Origin of the sequence: Pedobacter panaciterrae (assembly GCF_013204795.1) — a bacterium.
GTDB classification, from domain to species: domain Bacteria; phylum Bacteroidota; class Bacteroidia; order Sphingobacteriales; family Sphingobacteriaceae; genus Pedobacter; species Pedobacter panaciterrae.
On the sequence record NZ_JABMKW010000017.1, the window covers coordinates 45,397 to 65,921 of the forward strand.

General features: G+C 40.5%; 11 protein-coding genes. 8 read left to right on the forward strand and 3 right to left on the reverse strand.

The window, feature by feature from the left end; genetic code table 11:
• Positions 1-10: 10 nt before the first annotated feature.
• A complete protein-coding gene (locus HQN86_RS11475; protein WP_172661129.1) occupies positions 11-7,021 on the reverse strand; it encodes a type I polyketide synthase in 7,011 nt (2,336 codons plus the stop codon).
• 548 nt (positions 7,022-7,569) lie between these two features.
• Here HQN86_RS11475 and HQN86_RS11480 point away from each other — a divergent pair.
• A complete protein-coding gene (locus HQN86_RS11480) occupies positions 7,570-8,103 on the forward strand; it encodes an OmpA family protein (RefSeq protein ID WP_172661130.1) in 534 nt (177 codons plus the stop codon).
• Positions 8,104-8,143: 40 nt separating this feature from the next.
• On the opposite strand, the gene HQN86_RS11485 is transcribed toward HQN86_RS11480, so the two are convergent.
• Positions 8,144-8,566: a hypothetical protein gene (locus HQN86_RS11485; RefSeq protein WP_172661131.1), complete on the reverse strand. Its 423-nt coding sequence runs from the start codon at positions 8,564-8,566 to the stop codon at positions 8,144-8,146.
• Positions 8,567-8,627: 61 nt separating this feature from the next.
• The gene (locus tag HQN86_RS11490) at positions 8,628-9,185 is read right to left on the reverse strand and encodes a hypothetical protein (protein ID WP_172661132.1); all 558 of its coding nucleotides are present in this window, start codon (positions 9,183-9,185) and stop codon (positions 8,628-8,630) included.
• 137 nt (positions 9,186-9,322) lie between these two features.
• Between HQN86_RS11490 and HQN86_RS11495 the strand changes: the two genes are divergently transcribed.
• The 7 genes from HQN86_RS11495 to HQN86_RS11525 all read left to right on the forward strand — a co-directional run bounded on the left by HQN86_RS11495 (position 9,323) and on the right by HQN86_RS11525 (position 20,480).
• On the forward strand, positions 9,323-10,273 hold the full coding sequence (locus HQN86_RS11495) for a hypothetical protein (RefSeq protein ID WP_172661133.1): 951 nt from the start codon (positions 9,323-9,325) through the stop codon (positions 10,271-10,273).
• Between the two features lie 94 nt (positions 10,274-10,367).
• Positions 10,368-11,828: a PP2C family protein-serine/threonine phosphatase gene (locus tag HQN86_RS11500; protein ID WP_172661134.1), complete on the forward strand. Its 1,461-nt coding sequence runs from the start codon at positions 10,368-10,370 to the stop codon at positions 11,826-11,828.
• A gap of 1 nt (position 11,829) precedes the next feature.
• Positions 11,830-15,855 carry an FtsW/RodA/SpoVE family cell cycle protein gene (locus tag HQN86_RS11505; RefSeq protein ID WP_172661135.1) on the forward strand — a complete coding sequence of 1,342 codons (4,026 nt, stop codon included), beginning with the start codon at positions 11,830-11,832 and terminating at the stop codon, positions 15,853-15,855.
• An 18-nt stretch (positions 15,856-15,873) separates the two neighbouring features.
• On the forward strand, positions 15,874-16,662 hold the full coding sequence (locus HQN86_RS11510; protein ID WP_172661136.1) for an FHA domain-containing protein: 789 nt from the start codon (positions 15,874-15,876) through the stop codon (positions 16,660-16,662).
• A 10-nt stretch (positions 16,663-16,672) separates the two neighbouring features.
• Positions 16,673-17,965: a serine/threonine protein kinase gene (locus tag HQN86_RS11515; RefSeq protein ID WP_172661137.1), complete on the forward strand. Its 1,293-nt coding sequence runs from the start codon at positions 16,673-16,675 to the stop codon at positions 17,963-17,965.
• Positions 17,966-17,983: 18 nt separating this feature from the next.
• Positions 17,984-19,525, forward strand: coding sequence for a serine/threonine protein kinase (locus tag HQN86_RS11520; protein ID WP_172661138.1), 1,542 nt, complete (start codon positions 17,984-17,986; stop codon positions 19,523-19,525).
• 40 nt (positions 19,526-19,565) lie between these two features.
• Positions 19,566-20,480, forward strand: a complete 915-nt coding sequence (locus HQN86_RS11525) for a LytTR family DNA-binding domain-containing protein (RefSeq protein ID WP_172661139.1) — start codon at positions 19,566-19,568, stop codon at positions 20,478-20,480.
• Positions 20,481-20,525 lie beyond the last annotated feature (45 nt).

Consider the following 20,525-nt stretch of genomic DNA (forward strand, 5'->3'; position numbering starts at 1 on the left):
CGCCCCCTGGCTACCAGTTACTTCCTGCCATGATGAGTACCTGACTCTCATTTCCGTATTTAACTTCATTTACAAAGGTTTCCATACCATCCTGCAAGGGTATCATCGAAATTCCTCTGCGTTCATATTCTTTTTCCAGCGTAGACGAAACCATTCCCGCGCCTTTCCAGGGCCCCCAGTTTATCGCCATCACCTTACCATTTATCTTGGCTTTTAATGCCCAGGCGTACCTGTCCATTACGCTATTTGCTGCCGCATAATCTGTTTGTCCACGGTTTCCGTAAACCGAAGCTATGCTCGAGAAGAAGATTACGAATTGCGTTTCTGGTCTTAGCTGCTCTGCAAGCACACGTAAAGGAGTTACCTTGGTTTCAAAAACCCGTCTAAAAGATTCCACCGTTTTACCATGGAACAATTTATCCTCCAGCAAGCCTGCGCCATGAACCACCCCATCTATCCTTCCGTATTCTTCATAAACCTGACCAATAAATTTGCTTAAGCCTTCTTCGTCACGCAGATCAAGTGATGCATATGATACTATAGACCCTTCTGATTCAAGTGAGCCGATAGTTTCCAGAATCTGGTTGTTTTTATAGATTTTGTTTGTTTCCTGCTCTATTTCTAACGGTTTTTTAAGATTACCCTGTTTGATTAGATAAGCTCTGATCTCTTCTTTGGTTTTCATAAAAGTAAACTGGTCCAATCCATTGGCTCTGGGATCAGGAGAACGGCCAACTAAAATATATCTGCAAGGATAATCCTTTGCAAAATGTGTCATCAGCTTAGCGGTAATACCCTGGGCTCCGCCAAGAACCAGCACCACCGCTTCTTTATCCAGCTGAATATGGGAATCAGCCAATCCGGTTACCAGCTGCGAAGGAATAAGCTCAAGCGTTTGTCTGTTAATGCCATCATATATAACCTCAGAAGGCTCATCCGGATTCAGGATCTCATTCAAGGTGATTTTAGCAATTTCTGATGCTGCAGATTTTGTGGTTAAACTTACAACCCTGCATTTGGTATTTTCATATTCCTTATCTAAACTTTTAAACAAGCCTGAGTATCCCTGAAAGTGCCTTAACATGGCCGCATCAGATTCATTATCCATATAACCCTTGGTATCCGAAATTAGATATACCCATTTCATCTCCTCAAAATCCAGCTCCTTTATCATTGCAATATTGTCAATAATGGTAGCCTTATCTGGCGTACTGAACATGTTCAGCATGATCAAACCTTTATAACCTTTTAAACTATCTTTAGCAGAAACAACATCTACAATTGCTCCCTGAGCCTCAAATAGTTCTTTAATGGCCATGGCCTGCAAACCAGCATCGTCAGTTACCGCAAAACGAACTCCTTTTAATGATGAGGTATCTTTATTTAAAAGTTCCGAAGGGGTAAGCTCAAACCGAAGTCTTGACAATGACTCACCATAATTATCATTTACTGCGCTCTCTTCAATAATCTTTTTAGCCTCAGCAACGGTTTCGGTACCTTCAGATTCTATCTCCGAAATCCAATTTACCAGACCATTAAGCGTCTTAATCGCAGCAAGTTTTTCCATTAGATCATCGCCACTTTCCTCACCTTTACTAAAACCGATCTTTACCTTCAACTCGCCAATAATTTCCATGCGTTTAATTGAATCTATACTTAGATCCGCTTCGAGATCAAGATCCATCCCCAGCATATCCTGCGGATAACCGGTCTTATCACTTACAACTGAAAGAATTGCAGATTTAATATCTGCAAGCGTAAATTTCACACCAGTCACTTCCTCTGTAACCGGAACAGCCGAAGCAGTATTTTCATTGATCCAGTTTACCAAACCACTTAATGTTTTAATACCTGCAAGCTGCTCCATAAAAGCATCTTCATTTTTATCTGCATTACTAAAACCACCCAGTTCAGTGCGCAAGGAACCTATAATCTCCATACGTTTAATAGAATCAATACTTAAATCAGCCTCTAAGTCCATTTCCATCCCAAGCATCTCCTGAGGGTAACCAGTTTTATCACTTACAATACTCATTAAAACCGCTTTAGCATCAACTTTTAATGCTACAGGTTTTACAACGGTCGCCACTGGCTGAATCTCGGACACAGGTTGCCTGGTTGCAATCTGTACCGATGGCGCTGATTGCGTTACAACCGGTGCAGGAACATACATTTGCTGAGGCATTTGCATATTTGGCGATTGCTGAGCTAAAAACGTTAACATCACATCACGTTGTGCCTGAATCATCATTTTCATACTGTTCAGGTATTCCTGCATCATTTGTTCTGCCCCATTCGATGGGTTATTTATATATTCTGTTTTCACTTCTGTTCCTTTTAGTTTAAGTGGTTGCATTATCGGCAAAGCCCCGTTTGCAGGTAGTTTCCCTACCGATGGAATTGCATGCTGCCCATTTACATACCAAACTGTTTTACTCTTCTTGTACTGCTCTGGTTCATCCAGGTTTAAATGCCTGCCATTACGGCCTTCAAACAATTTCTCCAATTTAACATCACGCCCTGTGGCTATGTAAGTCGCAATTGTACAAAGCAAATGTGTTATCTTATTGTGGCTATTGTCCTCTGCATAAAGTAGCAACTCATCTCTGCCTAAGCATGCTTTCGCTAGAGCTGTTAATACTTTTCCAGGTCCAACTTCAATAAAGATTCTTGCTCCGTCCTGGTACATCTGTTTTACCTGTTCTACAAATTTCACAGGTTTCACCAGGTGATCGGTAAGTCTTTCCTTTACTGCTTCCGCCCCTGTCGGATATAATCCAGCGGTCGTGTTTGACCAAACAGGTAAGCTGAGATCTGTAAACTCAACCTTATCTAACACATCCTTATAAATCGCTTTCGATTTAGCCACCAGCGGACTGTGGAAAGCACAGGCAACTTCCAATTGTCTGAAAGAAATTTTAGCAGTTTTAAGTATTTCTGCAAGCTTTTTAATTGCAGGCGTTGTACCTGCAATTACCAATTGAGTTGGCGAATTATAGTTTACTGCATAAACATCCTTCATGCCATCAATCACCTTAAATATCTCATCCTCCTTACTGGTTACCGCAATCATAGCCCCCGTATCTCCATCTTCTACAGCATCGAGAATCGCTTTGGCCCTTTGTTCACTCAAAAACACCAGTTGATCATCATCAAAAGCACCGGCAAAACACAAAGCAGGTAACTCACCATAACTATGTCCTGCAACCATGTCAGGTTCAATACCCAAATCTTTAAGAAAATTAGCAATTGCCAGATCCACAATACCTAAAAGCGGCTGCGCCATACGGGTATCCTTAATTCTTTCTTTCTGAGCTTTTAAAGAAGCTTCATCAAATACCGCATTTGGGAAAAGGACTTGTTCATATTTACTCCTGTTGTTTAGCAGTTTCCGCATGGCGGGAAATATCACAAAAAGATCTCTTGCCATATTGATACGCTGACTACCCTGTCCGGGGAACATAAACGCTACCTTACCGGCTCTCTTCTTAGTGATATAGGTATCTTTACTTTCAACGCCCGATAAAGCCAGGTCAATCTTCATAATCAGGTCTTCAACTCTATCAGCTACAATACTCAGCTGTATCTGCTTAGTATTTCCCATGGCCAAGCTAAAGGCAATGTCCTTTAAATCTATATTGTCGTTTTCATCCAGTAAAGCCTTTACATTACTCAATTGTTTTTTGGCTTCCTCATAGGTATCGCCTCTAAAAACAAACAGTTCAGACGGCAATGAAGTTAATGCAGATGCCTGTTCAGAAACTTTATGATCGCTTTCAATAACCGCATGGAAATTAGTACCTCCAAAACCAAAAGCACTTACCCCTGCATAACGTTTATCTTCCATCCACAACCCGGCTTCGGTATGAAAAGCGAAAGGACTTGTACTACTGTTATAATAACTGTTAGGTTTTGTTAGGTTAATGGTTGGCGGTTTTACGCCATGATAAACAGATAAAGCAGCTTTTATTAAACCTGCTAAACCTGCCGCACATTTGGTATGGCCTATCTGGGTTTTCACTGATCCCAGATGGGTTTGATTTGCCCTCGCGCCTGATTCATTTAACATATCAGTTAAAGCACTAAGCTCTGTTCTGTCGCCAACTACGGTACCCGTTCCATGTGCCTCTACCAGTCCAAGAACTGATGGCGAGATGCCCGCCTGCCCATATGCACGTTCAAGCGCCCTAACCTGACCAGATTTACGCGGGGCTGTTAAACCAAGGCTCTTCCCGTCACTTGAACCACCAATACCCTGAATTACAGCGTAAACCCTATCACCGTCCCTCAAAGCATCTTCATACCTTTTCAGCACCACCATAGCTACACCTTCACCTAAGGCAATACCGTCAGCCTCAGCATCAAACGTTGCACATCTTCCCTTGCGGGATAAAGCATGAGTACTCGAGAACATCAGGTAATCATTGATACCGTTATGTAAATCCGCCCCACCAGCAAGTACCATATCCGACTTATCGAGGAACAATTCCTGACAAGCCAAATCGATAGCCGCTAAAGATGAAGCGCATGCCGCATCAACAGTATAATTGCGCCCACCAAGATTTAACCTGTTTGTAATACGTCCTGAAATTACATTGGCTAAAATTCCAGGAAAAGAATCCTCTGTTGTTTTCGGCAGCAGTTCGTCCAGTTCAGCCGGCATTTCGCCAAATACCTGTTTAAAGAAACCTCTGAAACTGTAGCTGTTGGCAAGGTCATTCCCACCTTCGGCTCCTATTATTACAGATACGTTCTCTGCATTAAAGTTACCCTCTCTATAACCGGCATTTTCCATTGCCTGTTTAGCTACCATAAGGCTCAATAACTGCGTTGGCTCAATTGCCGCTAACGATTGTGGGGGAATTCCATATTCCAATGGATCGAAATCAATCTTAGGGATAAAACCACCCCATTTAGAATGCGACATGTCATTCTCCGTTGATTCCGGATTATAGTATAGCTCTTTATTCCAGCGTTCATCCGGAACTTCCGTTACCGAATCGTTCCCCAGAATAATATTACGCCAATACTCTTCAATATTTTTTGCGCCCGGAAAAATACAGGCCATTCCTACAATGGCTACGTTTAGTGATTTTCCGTTAGCCTCAGGAAGTGCAGCCAATGCTGCGTTTTCAATATATTTATAGTTGCCTACAGCAACATCTTTATGCAAATCTAAAATAGAAACAACCTCATTACGCATTGCCGCTATTTGCCCAATCATGTACATACCCAGGTGCAACTGATCCTTTTCATCAATGGTTACCAGTTTATCACCTTTGCGTTCAATTCCTTTTGCTGCAATGCGCAGGCGACCAACATTTAAGCTTTCCAGCTTTGCCCAGATTTCCTTTTTATCTACACCTTCTTTCTGGAGCTTTTCTTTTTCTTCATTAAAGAATGCCGCAAACGGAGAATTTAAACATCTGGTTTCGTGACCTGGTGCTGTTTCCAATAATATCGTATCGTTAGACACCATTGCTTGTTCCTGGAATTTATCCTGAATAGCCCCCGTAGCTACTGCCTCTCTGGTATATAAATATGAAGTACCCATCAACACCCCAACCTTTACACCTTTTGCTGCTAAGGGCGCTGCCATTACAGCAATAAATGCGGTTGATAAAGCATCATGGATGCCACCAGCAAAAAACACACTGATCTGTTCCGGTTGATCTTCTTTTAATAAACGCTCAATCTGCTTCTCCCAAAGCACCATACTCGATAACGGCCCAACATGCCCGCCGCACTCTCGCCCTTCAAAAACAAAACGCCTGGCGCCTTCCTTTAAAAACATATCCAGGAGTGAAACCGATGGCACATGAAGAAAGGTTTTGATACCCAGTTTTTCAAGCGGTTTAGCTTGCGACGGTCTGCCACCCGCAATTAACACTACCGGAGGCATCTCTTGTTTTATATATTCCAGCTGCTCATCACGCAACTCCTGAGGAGCAAAACCCAATATGCCTACGCCCCAGGTTTTATTTCCCGCAAGTCTCTTAGTTTCACTGATCAGTTCCTTTGCTCGATCTCCCTTTAACAATGATAGTGCAACAAAAGGCAATGCCCCCGCTTCAGCTACAGCATTAGCAAAAGGTGCTACATCACTAACCCTTGTCATAGGCCCTTGTGCTATCGGATAGGTAATATTTAAATCTCTTGCCAATGCATTGTCAACGCTAATCACGTTGATTGATTTAGCCTGATTAAGATGTCCGTGAACAGCTTCCTGAATCCCAAATATTAACTTGTCTAATTTTCTGTACCGGTTTACAAGATCTGCTGAGATCGCAATATCCTGCCCCATTGGGAGGAACGAGCGCTCCAGATCAAACCCATTAAAATAAGGTTCAAGATCTTTGGCTGTGGCCTCTTCAGCAAGTACAGGTGAATTCGGTCGCACCAATACCCTGAAATCCCCAATCAGTCTGGTTTCGTTACCACTTAATTTTTCGCAGATTTGTTTTATGGGGTCTGGAACGCTGCATTCAGGGAACAATGCAAGTTGACTGTCCAATACAACTCCTGCTGCACCAGACGCAATTAAAGCAGCAGCAGTATGTATTCCAACACCACCCTGTACATATATGTTTATATTTTTAACCTCTTTAACAATGCGTTGAAATAGGATATATGATGACTCATAGGCTACCTTACCGGCACCTTCATTACCTTTTACTATAATCCCGTCAGCTCCTTCGGCCTGGGCTTTTTTGGCATCTTCAACATTGCAAACCTGATAAAACAGCTTAACCTGTTTTTTTCTGGTAATTTGTATTCCATACGGCAGAATAACCATAGTTACCTGTTCAGGAAAAACAACATCCTTAAGATCGTCCGAAATCAGGCACACGCCAAATCCTGTCGAACATTTTTCTGACAACTGCTCTAACGCATCGGCAGCTACGGCTTTATCTCTTCCGAGGTGAAGTACAGGAAACGCCTTCGCATTTGACACCGCACAGGCAAGATTTACATCAGGCCTTTCAAATGGAGTTATTCCAATAATAATGGGAGTTTTCATGTTGTTGAGGGATGATTAGGGTTCAACTTCGAGTATTCTTCGAATATCATTTAACATATTCTACAGAAGCAGGATTTTTATACAGAAAAGCACCATGATTTTATTCAAAGTAGCTCTATATCAAGAAAATTATGCGCTTTCAACTAAATATTTCAACAATATTTTAAAAAACACAATAAAAAGCAATAATCCTACGCTCTTGTATGCCCAAAATTACAACTATAAAGACTCAATACCTCCAAAAAGGCAAAAGTGAACAAAAAGAACAAACACAAAAAAGCCCAAATAAATGTGTTTGACGCAATAATTTAACAACCTATTAACATCAAACTAAAATCCGACAATAAAGGGGGCAAAAGTTCGTTCAATACGACTTGTTTAATCAGCGGATTTACATGAGCACAAACACTTCATTTTTTAAATAAATTTAGTAGAACACACGTTCTTAATATAACTGGCGTTATTAGTGTGTTATTTTATTTGCATTTTAAGATATAATTAATACCTTTTGTGCACATAACAAATGAACTAAATTTTATAAAACTCAAATGAAAATTACAAAAACAATTTCGCTCCTTGCAGTCATCGGACTTTTGTCAATCTCGATGTATTCGTGTAAAACAAAGAAAGTAGTAGCGAAACCAAATCCGGTTCCGGTTGAGAAACCAGCACCTGCGCCAGAGCCAGAAAAACCTGCACCAACTCCTGCGCCAGAGCCAGAAAAACCAGCTCCTGCACCTGAACCAGATTTTAACTTCAAAAACATTCAGTTTGAATTTAACTCTGACGTGTTAAAAACGGCTTCATTCCCAATTTTAGATAAAGCCGTTGCCGAAATTAAAAAGGACCCTACAGCTAAATTTGTCTTAAACGGACACTCTTCAGCAGAAGGTACACCGGAAAGAAACATGTCTTTGTCTGTTGACAGAGCGAATTCAGTTAAGTCTTATCTTGTTAATGCAGGTTTAAATGCATCTAACTTTACCGTTAAAGGTTTTGGCGAAAGTCAGCCAGTAACTTCAAATTCTACTGAAGAAGGAAGAATTTTAAATAGACGAGTAGAGATTAAAGCAGACAAATAAGATCTGCTAAAAGGAGGGAGTATTTTGCCGAACCAGCAAATTAATCAAACTTAATTTGCTCAGGCCCATCAATTTTTGATATATGGCAGGCACAATTCCCTCCTTTTACCTTTATAATTGCAGACTTGGTCTGTGCACTTTTGGTATACGTTCCGGTAACTTTAACACTATCTCCACTTTCTGAAAGTTTGCTGATATGGCGGTCGCTAGCCACAATATAAATACCAGTTTCAGAATTGATATCACTTGTCGCAACACTTAAAGTATCGCCCGTACGTTGGTTTACAGCACTATAATTATCAACAGCTACTCCTTCTCCGTTTTTATCTACAAACTTCACTACCAAAGTAGCAAAACTTTCATCGCAAATTTTATCCTGGCAATTTGAATTATCTGTTTTATCACATGCTGCCAGCAGTATTACCCCTACTCCGCAAACAAGCATCGCTATTTTCTTAAACATAAACATCCTTTTCATCACTAAACGTAAAATATATCAAAAACGCTACATGCCATCCACTTTCTTATTTGTCGATACTCATGGCCTCAATTTCCGCCATGTATTGAGTTAAAGCTTCGCCATAAGTAAGCTTAATATGTTCCGGCTTGCTTAGAAACACCTTAAAATCTTCAAGGTCATTACCCGTAAAACCCATTCTTACGAATAGCTCTTTATCTGTTTCCCATTCTTCCAGGCTTACCTTCTTCTTTTTTAGGTTTCTGTATAATACCATGCCTTCAGCAAAATCTTTATAGGATGCCGTCTCTCTAAAAACGGTCAACATCTCAATCAGCGTTCTGTAGGTAGCCGGTTTCCCCAATCTTACCTGATCCAGCATTAAAGCGCCTAATATCGGCCCCTTAAAAAACTCATTGTCAATGCTATCAAAATTACCGCAGTGTTTTAAAATCTCTATATCACGTTTCAGCATTACGTCTTGTTCTGCAGTTTTATGCTTAACAAAATAGGGTTCAGTATCAAGTACTTTAACGCAGTCAATTGCATCTTGCTGTGCAAAAACCGGAAACCCCGAAAACAAAAAGAATAAAGGGCTAAACAAACAGAAAATAGATAATTTCATAAGTTCCCGCAAAGTTAACCAACTCCTTCATACTCCCAACACAAAATCATCGTTGTAATTGTTAAATCTACGAAGGGCCATTTGGCAATGTTTTTTTTCCTTATCTTTCGATCTAATATTTACTACAGCAATTATAAATGAGTACAAAACCTTCTATTTGGCAACGCATGGGCATCCAGGACTGGTTCTTAACCAATAATGGATCCACATCATCGGGCAAGTCGAAACCGCTTACACCTAACCAGGTTTATAAATATATCATCGAAGAATTTCGGAAATCCATATCAGAATTGTCATTTGCGGAACGGGTGGTATTTTATCATGAGTTTATTATATGCCTTAATCCCGATGATTATCGTGAGTTTATAGATAACAAAAAAGGTATTCTTGGTTTAATATCTCAGGAATCTGTCGACAACTTTTATGAAATATTAAACAAACAGGTTGCAGATGGTAAAAAGGTAGAACCGTCAAGTAATAAATGGGTATTCAGATTTGTATCTCACCCGGATTATAAACCTGGTGATATTAGTTTTATAGGAAAATTATTGCCAGACAGCACACAAAAAGAAGAAAATCTTAGAGTTACCTTTATACCACGGCAAACAGGGCTGGCCCAAACATTCGACATAAACAATGATATTCTAAAAGACTTTATATTTTACAGCGAAGGATACTATGAGATCCCTTATGTAGATATACAGAAACCTGAAGAAAAGACAATAAATGATAGCCAAAGAGTGGTGTTGGCACGTTTTGAAACTACTATTCCAGATAAAGCTTACTCCGGACAAAAATTAGAATACCTGATGAAAGCAGATGATATAGTGGTTTCCGGAAACGAGGAAACAAGGGAAGAAAATCATATTTTCAGGATTCCGTCTGAGTGGGTAAATACGCCTCATCTTAAAATAAGATACAACAGACCAGAAGATAAGTTCTATGTAGCCTCTTTTGGTGAAAAGACCATTTTAAACGAGAATCTAATTGAAAGAAGTGACATTACCGGACCTAAATGGTCTGAACTACCTGTTAACTCTCGACTTATATTGAACGGAATTATTGGTGTTAACATATTTAAATCCTGATATATGTCGCATATCTTATCTATAGCGTTATTCATTATATGCATCATTTTATTGATCGCACATTTTAGAGACATTAAAAATTCGCCCAAATAAAATGGATAGAAATTACTTTGGACTAACCGATACAGGAAAAGTAAGAGATAATAATGAAGATACCTTTATTGCCGAAACTACGGCAGCTAACGATCTGGTTATTGCCTGTGTGATAGATGGGGTTGGGGGTTATTCTGGAGGCGAAATTGCTTCGGCGATTGCCAGACAGTCAATTTTACAACACCTGAACAGTCAGCGTAAAGACTTGCCTTCGCTGATGAAGGATGCTATTATTGCTGCCGATGGACAGATAATGGCCGAAAAACAAAAAGTTAAGGAACATGAAAACATGGCCTGTGTACTTACACTGGCAGTTATCGATCTTCAAAAAAACCTGCTCTATTACGCGCATGTTGGTGATACGCGGCTGTACTTACTTCGCGACGGATCATTGGTTAAAATATCAAAAGATCAATCTTTTGTAGGCTTCATGGAAGATAGCGGACGCCTTACCGAAGAACAGGCCATGAGCCATCCCAAACGTAACGAGATTAATAAAGCTTTGGGTTTTGGTGCAAAAATAGCAGCACAGGACGATTATATAGAAACCGGCCAATCCCCTTTCCTTCCTGGTGATTTGTTATTGCTTTGTAGTGATGGCCTTTCCGACATGGTTAACAGACAAGGCATTACAGACATTCTGACCAAAAAGACCACTTTACAGGAAAAAGGAGCTGAGCTTATACAAGCAGCTAACAATAATGGTGGACGCGACAATATAACTGTTGTTTTGGTTAAAAATGGTAAACAATCACTGGTACATGAGGTAACAAAACCTGCAGTAAAAGTAAAAAGCCCAAAATCTATTGTAAATCACCAGCCTTCAATAACCCATGCTGCCCCTAAAGAGGTTACGGTGCAAAAAGAGATTACTCCTGTTGCTATTCCTGTGGTACAAAAAAACAATAAGGGTTTGGTAACACTGTTGTCTGTACTCTGCATTGTTTTTCTGGCATTCGCACTTTATCTGCTATGGCAAAATAACGTCCGTTCAAATGCCATCAAGCAGCAAAAGCTGACAGCTTTGCAACCTGTCCGTAATGAGCAGGAAGCAAAACTTCAGGACACGATTAACAAATTGGTTGGGAACACGCTAATCATTTCCGATTCCCTGTTCAAATCGCCAATTATACTTAATGAGGATATACATTTTAATAAGGATACGCTTTTCATCATTGCTAAAACGCCTATTATCATCAGAAGTGATTCAGCATATAAAGGCAGTGCTGTGTCTATTAAACCAATCAGTAAGTATGTGTTTTTAGAGAACATCACATTTGAAAACTTCCATACGGCCATATTATCCCAAAACAATGTACTGCAGCTAAAAAATGTACGGTTCAACAACTGTGTTAATTCCATAGAAGCTACTTATAATTTGCCTCAGAACATGTATATCCAGGGAAAAATACCTGCCAGTTCTTTTAAAACAGATTCATTACCAACCACTGGAAGTCATTAGTATGGAGAGCAGGAAAATAGAACGTGCTTTTATTATACTGATAACCATCGTGTTAGGATCATTATTCTTTACACTTTTCAATACCTTACAGCGCAATTTTGCCGACGTGGGTTTCCGTTTGGACAATGGAACCATGATGAACCTGAATGCTAAAAATCCAGGTGAACTCATAAAAACCTTACTTGAAAAGGGGTACTATTTTGAAGACAAAAAAGACGTAAACCTAATAGAACAAACTGTTGCAAAAGGCGTTAAGTCTTTTAAAGAGCCGCTTGATAACGTTGGGGAGCTGAATAAAAGCAAATTCTTTGTTGAGGCGGATTATGCTTTTGCCTCTGGAGGACAAAATTTCAAAAAAAGAGCTAGCGACTCGCGCGCATTACTTGGGTATACCGGCGACGACTCTTTGCGTTTTACCCAGGAAAGAAACCGGCCTCCTCAGTTACCTGCTCAAACCGACCTTAAACTAGGGGTCCATAGCATATCGGGTAAGATTATAGATACTGCCAATAAAGCCGTATCCGGCGTTCTGATAAAACTACAAATGATAGTTCCTCAGGACAGTGCTTATGTTGATGATGAGGTAGAAGTAAAATCAGCGGGATTAACATCATATGTCCGAACAGATGCCAACGGGAATTTTGCATTTTTAAATTTACCTGAAGACAAAGCCTTTGAGCTGTTACCCCTAAAACCCGGCTTTCAATTCGGAAGATCACAGGGCATACAGGAACTTCAAAAAGATGCTTCGTTTACGTTTAAGCAAACACAACATACTATCCGGCTTTTTTCTGCAAGGGATTTTAAAATCTTAAAGAAAGAAAAATCGCTGATAGTACGTACTCCTGATGAATTTAATAAATGGTTCTGGATCATTACCGGAAGTTTTTTTGCAGGATTTTTCCTGTTACATTTCCTGCTAAGCGTTAAGTTTCCTCAGGCAGATCAGCTTATTTTACCCATCATTATGCTAATGACGGGGTTCTCGTTTATAGCCTTACTCAGTTTACAGGATCCATTACGAGATCGTTTTTTAGCAAAAGATACCCTTGTTTTTTTTGGCATGGGCGTTTTCGCCATCATTATATTAATGCTCATTAAATTCCGGAAGTTTAATGTCGACTCCAGGTTTTACCGGATGCTTGTGCTTAATAAAAACTCAGGAAAAGCAAACGGGTGGCAATGGGCGGGGCTGGCACTGGCGCTACTGGCCTTAACCATCATTTTCGGAAATGGCCCCGAGGGCAGTGGTGTAAAAGTAAACCTGTTTGGTGTACAACCCAGTGAGATCGTAAAATATGCCATCATTTTATTTCTTGCAGGCTTTTTTGCCAGTAACGAGCGTTTTATCACCGAATACCGCAGCTGGCAAAAAAGATGGTATTTCTTCTCATTCGCACTTGTGGCAATGGGCATCGCTATCCTGATGTACCTGGTTCTGGGTGATCTGGGCCCTGCAATGGTGGTGTGTTTTACATTTATCATACTGTTTTCTTTCTCGCGTGGCGATTTCATGATGATGCTCATTGCCATCATTACTTACACATTGACTGTCTGGTTTTTGAACATCTGGATAGCCAGTCTGGTTACCGTTGTATTGATGGGCCTGGTCATGCTGATCAATAAAAAACAGACCAGCGAATCGGCAATAATGGTCATCATGATCATCGCAGGTTTCTTATTGATAGATCAGGTTCCTTATCTCGACAAACTCATCCAGGGACCTGTTAACCGGCTTACAGAACGTAAATCTATATGGCAAGACCCATGGAATAACGAAGTCTATGGCGGAGACCAGGTAGCAAACGGCATTTGGGCTATGTCTGGTGGTGGCTTAACCGGTCAGGGTGTAGGCGAAGGTTTTGCCAAAACAATACCAGAGGCACACACCGACATGATATTGCCAGCCATAGGCGAAGAATTCGGGTGGACAGGTATAGTGAGCATATTTGTGTTGTTCCTGATTTTCTTAAACAGGTCAATAATTATAGGCCGGCAAACGGGCACTCCATTTCTATTTTATCTCTGCGCAGGTATTGGGATAAGTATGTTTGTGCAGTTCCTGCTCATTGCCGGTGGTTCTACAGGAGCATTGCCCCTATCAGGTGTTGCATTGCCGTTTATCAGCTATGGTGGGTCATCACTGGTAGCAAATATGATGGCAGCCGGCATTTTGCTTTCCGTTTCTTTAATCAGAGGCACAGATGTACAGATGGCATTTATTACCAAACAGCAAGATAAGAACCTTGTACCGGCACTTTTATCTGCCAGCATCGCCGTTCTTCTGTTAACCATCACCATATCAAGATATATTGCCAATAATAAAAAATGGGTAGTACAGCCATCGCTTGTAGCCGATAGAAGTGGTTTACGCATGTTTAGCTATAATCCCCGCATTGCAATTTTAATGAACAAATTAGAAGCGGGCCAGTTATACGACAGAAAAGGAAGGGTTCTTGCAACAAGTAATCCTGACTTTGTCAGGAAACAGGCAGACACGTTAAGAACATCTGGCATTAGCTATAATCTCGATTCGGCCATGCATAAACGGGTCGACAGGTATTATCCTTTCGAAGAGCAAACCTTTTTCTGGATAGGTGATGCAAACACGGGAGTATTTAACGGTAGCACAAACGGGTATTTTGCCGAGTATGAACATGCAGCAGAGCTTAGAGGCTTCCATACACCTATTACCTCCTTCAATACAAAAGCGAATAAATACCGTGAAGACCGCTTTCTGCCAAGAGGCGTAAAAGAGATGACGGTAAGCAAAAGAGATTATGCCGCCCTGGCTCCTTTATTACTGGCAGGAATCAACAGCAATGAGGTTGAATCGTTCAAAAAAAGAAACAGAGATGTTAAGCTCACTATAGATGCACGTTTACAGTCAACCATCCAGCATTCTGTTGGTTTGGATACCTCACTAAGAAAAAGCAGGGTTTCCGTGGTAATCATGGAAGATTCAACTGGCGATGTACTCGCTTCATCAGTTTACCCCTTACCTCCGGTTAAGGATTGGGAGCTGTTAAACATGACTACCAACGAACAGAACAAGCTTTCCGGCTGGTATACCAATGCAGATCTTGGGTTTACCTACGCAACACAGCCAGGCTCTACCGCTAAGGTTTTAACAGCAATGGCTGCCTTTAACAAACTGGGCATTAATGCAGCCAAAAGATCTTTTACAGTAAGTTCCTATGAAAGGATCAGAACCAAAGGTATAGAACCGGATGAAACAGGAAATATTACATTGGAGCGTGCAATTGTAAACTCAAACAATGTTTATTTTATTAAATTAGCTAATGAAGAGCATTTGCAGGAAAACATGGCCGCTTTATATATGAAAACCGGAATGTTCCTTAGAGGCGTTGGTGGTTATTACTTTGATAAGGACACCAGTAATGCAAAACAAGAGAACAAGTGGATGAATCTTTGGCGTAAAACTGAGTTTAATACTAAACCGAGATACGATCCTTCAAATATACGTCGCACCAGGGCTAAAGGTATTTCCGGAATGGCCTGGGGGCAGGGCGAGCTAATTGCTACCCCCGCCTCTGTTGCAAGGCTTATATCCGGAGTGGCTAATAAGGGCACATTAGTTGCTAATCGTTATGTTTTAAAGATCAGCGATTCTACAACTAAAGTTAAACCAGGTATTAAGTTGGCCAATGATCCGCAATACGCGGCTTTGCTTACAGATTATATGCTTAAGCAGAGTGCCAATAAGCGGTATACATTGGGCATTACTGTAGGAGGTAAAACAGGAACACCAGAAAGGATCTGGAAAAAAGAGCGAATTAATGACGGCTGGTATGTGTTCTTTGCGCCCAAAAAATCAGGTCCCGGTCACGTTGTTGTTTGTATTCGTATAGAATCTACCAGGGGCTCAAGTAAAGCGGTACAACTTGCCGGAAAACACGTTGTACCAGCATTATTGGATCTTGGATATATCAAAGATTTTAAACCGCCTGTTGCAAAACCTGTTATAAAAGAAAACATAGTAGTAAAAAAAGATAGCATCAACTAGTTAAAGAAAGGATAAAACATGTTTAACCTATTTAGTAAAAATACCTCAGAAAAGCCACAGGATGTTAAAGCCATCAGGGAGGCTATACTTGTTTTCATTAAGCAGGAACTACAAAAAATGGAAGGCGGAGAAGGAAAACACATTAAAGGTTTCCAGCTCTACATTGCCTGTATACCTGTAGAAAAATACATGTATGAATCGGCGGTTTTTGCCGAAGAGGAGAATCATTTCAAAAATGAGGTACAAAGAATAGCTGATGATTTTGCAATAGACCTTCCCAAAACCTGGACAATGGAAAATGTTTTTGTGGATGAGCTACCTCAGCAAGCCATAAGAATGCCTAATCTGGAAGTGGCCCTTTACATAAAAACACCTGAACATGCAGCAGTACAAAAATCAGGAACAGCATACATAAGAATTTTAAGTGGTGAGGCCGAGAAAGCCGAATATACCCTCTCTTCTTCTGATGGCAAGATTAATATTGGCAGGGAAAAACAGGCACAGGATAGCGACGGCTTTATCAGGGTTAATAACATTGCCTTTCCAGATTCCAGCACAAATGAATGCAACAAATACATAAGCAGGCAACATGCCCATATAGAATGGAATAATGATGCTGCAGCTTTTATGCTTTTTGCTGATGATGGTGGTGTGCCTCCCCGAAATAAAGTAAAAATAAGGTCTGTAAAGGAGCATAATTCTGTAAAACTTACCTTCACAGAACTGGGGCACGCACTACAAGAAGGAGATCAGATAATTTTAGGAGAATCAGCTGTTTTAGAATTCAGTTATCATTCTAATCAGTAATTATAAACAAATGGCAAAAGTATTTACTATAACAGAAGGATTGGAAAATATGGGTGCATTACGCACCGGCGGACAAGGATCTGTATATAAGGGTAAGAGAATGGGCGCCATTCTTTCGGCCGTAAAACTATTGCCTACACCTATCCACGCAGAGAACACTGAGGACAAGAATTTCAGGGATTTCCAGAACGAAGTAGAAAAACTAAAAAAAGTTAATGAAGATCCAAGTCCCAATGTGGTCAAAATATTAAACTCAGGCCTTACCGAAAGCGGCTCTCTTCCTTTTATAGAAATGGAATACATAGAGGGCCCTGATCTGGAAGACTTGCTGAAACCACCACATAGTCCGATATTTACCATAAGAGAAACCATCAAGCTGGCCGATCACCTGGCCAATGCCCTTGCGCATTGCCATAAAGTAGGTGTTAAACATGGCGATATTAAAAGTAACAATATCAAATTCAATACGGATACTGGCAACTATATACTGCTTGATTTTGGTTTGGCGGTAATGTCTGATGAACAGCGTCGTTCCAGTTTACGTCATGCAGGTGCAGTAGAGTTTATGGCTCCTGAGCAGCACGATGGCAAAATGCTTTTTCAGTCCGATATTTACAGTTACGGCATTATTCTTTATGAACTTTTAGCCGGAACGGTCCCCTTTCCGTTGATCAATAAAACAGAAACATCCCGAAATATGGTGATGCTTTCACATATCGAAAAGCAGATCCCTGATGTGATGGAGCTCCGTAAAAACCGCTTACCGGTAGAATGGTCAGAAGAAAAGAAAGCTCATGAAATGATGGCTCCGGCCTGGTTACTTCAGATTATTGAAAAATGCCTAGAGAAAGATCCGGAGAAAAGATTCCACGACGGAGTTGGCCTGTATGAAGCGGTTAGCAATAGCAATCAGGACATCCTTAACAACGAACAGGTTACAACAATAATAAATGAACTGAAAGCCGAGAATGAACGACTAACCAATTTGGTTCAGAAGTACGAAAAAGGAGGCAAAGCAAAAGCATTTCTTATTGGCGGAATTATATTATTTATTTGTTTAGCTACATTTGGAATAAATTTGGTCTTAAATCAACGTAAGGGTACTGAAACAGACAGCACTAACGTTGTAAGTAAACCAATACAGCCAGTAAAAAGCAGTTCAAAAACTGAACCTGGCAAGAAAGTTACAACAGTGAATCCGGATACCTTACAAACTGTTCCGGCGGCTAAAAAGGATACGATCAAACCAAAAACGACTAAAAAAACAAAGGACGGATTGATTAATGATGTTCCTGAATTTTAATAAAACAACAAAGACACTATGAGCAAAGTATTTACCATAACAGAAGGATTAGAGAACATGGGCGCCCTACGTACAGGTGGGCAGGGTTCTGTTTACAAGGGTAAAAGAATGGGTGCCATTATTACTGCGGTAAAGATATTGCCAACTCCTATTCATACTGAAAATACGGACGATAGAAATTTCAGGAATTTTAAGAATGAAGTTGAAAAACTAAAAAAGGTAAATGAAGTACCAAATCCAAATGTAGTTAAGATCCTTAATTCGGGCTTAACCGAAAGTGGCTCTTTCCCATTTATTGAAATGGAATACATCGAAGGGCCAGATTTGGAAGAACTGCTTAAATCACCACACGCTCCAATTTTTACGATCAGAGAGACCATTAAACTTGCCGAACAGCTGGCAAATGCCCTTACGCATTGTCATAGAGTTGGGGTTAAGCATGGCGATATAAAAAGCAATAATGTAAAATTTAATACGGATACAGGGAATTACATCCTGCTCGACTTTGGCCTGGCAATCATGTCCGACGAGCAGCGCCGCAGCAGTGTGCGACATGCAGGTGCAGTTGAGTTTATGGCTCCGGAACAGCATGACGGCGAAATGTTCTTCCAAACCGACGTGTATAGCTATGGTATAATACTCTATGAGCTTCTGGCCGGTACTGTTCCTTTCCCATTGATCAACAAAGGAGAATCAGCGCGTAACTCGGTAATGCTTGCCCATATGGAAAAGCAGGTGCCCGACATATTAGCACTGCGAAGAGCTCAATTGCCGGAAAACTGGTCTGACGACGTGAAGGCACGAGAAATGAATGTACCTGCATGGCTGCTTGATGTGATCAGGAAATGTTTAGAGAAGCGACCTGAAAACAGATTCTCTAATGGAATGGAATTGCAGGATGCCGTATTGCACCATAGCCATAGTAATGTATCTGCAACTGCTGCAAAACCAGCGGCCACAGTAGCAAGCGCAGTTACTGCAGCACCCTCATCAGGAGTTCGTGTTGCAAAGCCAGTATTTGTTTTAATGATCATGGCCATTTTAATGCTGGGTATTCTTTCAGCATATGCTTTGTTTTTTAAAAATCTTGAACCGAAAAAAGATCTGGTTACCGATTCCAGCAGTATAGTCCATCAAGACACCACCCATCAGGCAGAAGAAATAATTCCTGACACCACCGAGGAAATCAAACCTATTATTTTAGATACCGCGGCACAACAAACCAACCAGGATAGCTTAAAAAAAGAGTTTGAACGCCAAACTGCAGCAAATACACCTAAGCCTACTCCTCCTCCTGTTACACAACCTAAAGAAGGACCAGAGGAACCTGTTATATTTAGTGAGGGCAAAAAATACAGAGTCCCTAAAACCACACTCTATTTTCATGATTCTCCAAATAACGATGCGCCAAGAAAAGGTATTTTAGGACTATGGGTCAAATCAAAATTTGAGGTAATTGATGAACAGGGCAACTTTATCTATGTTACACTTACCGATAGTGATGGGCAGGTTACAAAAGGCTGGTTAAAAAAATCAGACCTGAAGGAAGTTCCACAATAAATGCTTAAATTTCATTACCAAATATTAAGCATACCGTTGTATGGCAAGAACTACACCGCTTTCCGTCAATTACACTGTACTTAAGAGTGCACTGGATCAACGTTTCCTTATACTTAACTCATCCGTTAATAAAATAATATTTATTAGCCTGGTTACTGTAATCAGCTTGCTTTTCATGTACACCTTTGTGCCTTTTAACATCAACAGGTGGTATGAGGATGCAAGCAAATTTGACTTGTTCAAAATCTTTAGCATCTTTTCACTTGCCGGAACATTCACACTCCTGCTCACCCAATTTGGATTGCGGAAATGGCTGCGTATCGAATACCTTACCTACGGGCAATATTTCTTCTGGTTTCTTGGTGAAATACTGATCTTAACCTTTGGCATTATGGGTTGCGACTGGCTGCTCAACAATCATCCCGACCTGTCTGTAAGCAATTATCTCGACACGTTCAATTATACCATACTTATTGCCATCCCCCCTTATGTAATTTCATTACTGATTTTATTTGGCGCACAGCAATACAAACTGGCACACAACCTTTCATTGGTAGCAACAGAACACAAAGCACTTTCAGATAACCTGCTGATCGGAGATGAGAACGGAAAAATCATATTAACCCTTCACCCGAACAATGTATTGTTCTTTAAATCTGAAGACAACTATGTAGATGTTCATTACCTATTGGGTGGTGAAGTTAAAACAGAGCTTATCCGTACCACATTAAAAAAGATTGAGTCAACCTGCAGTTATTCCGGTTTAATAAGGGTACACAGGTCATATACCATCAATATAAAAACCGTTTCTTCTTCAAAGAAAACACATAAAGGCTATGTGCTTCAGTTCGATCCATTGCCCGACTTGCAGATTCCTGTTTCAGCATCACATCAAAAACAATTTGAGCAATACCTCAGCAGTACTTCTTCTACGTTCCCATTCACCCCATTATAGCCCTATTTCGTCCCAAACACGTTCTAATCATTGTATGCAGATGGT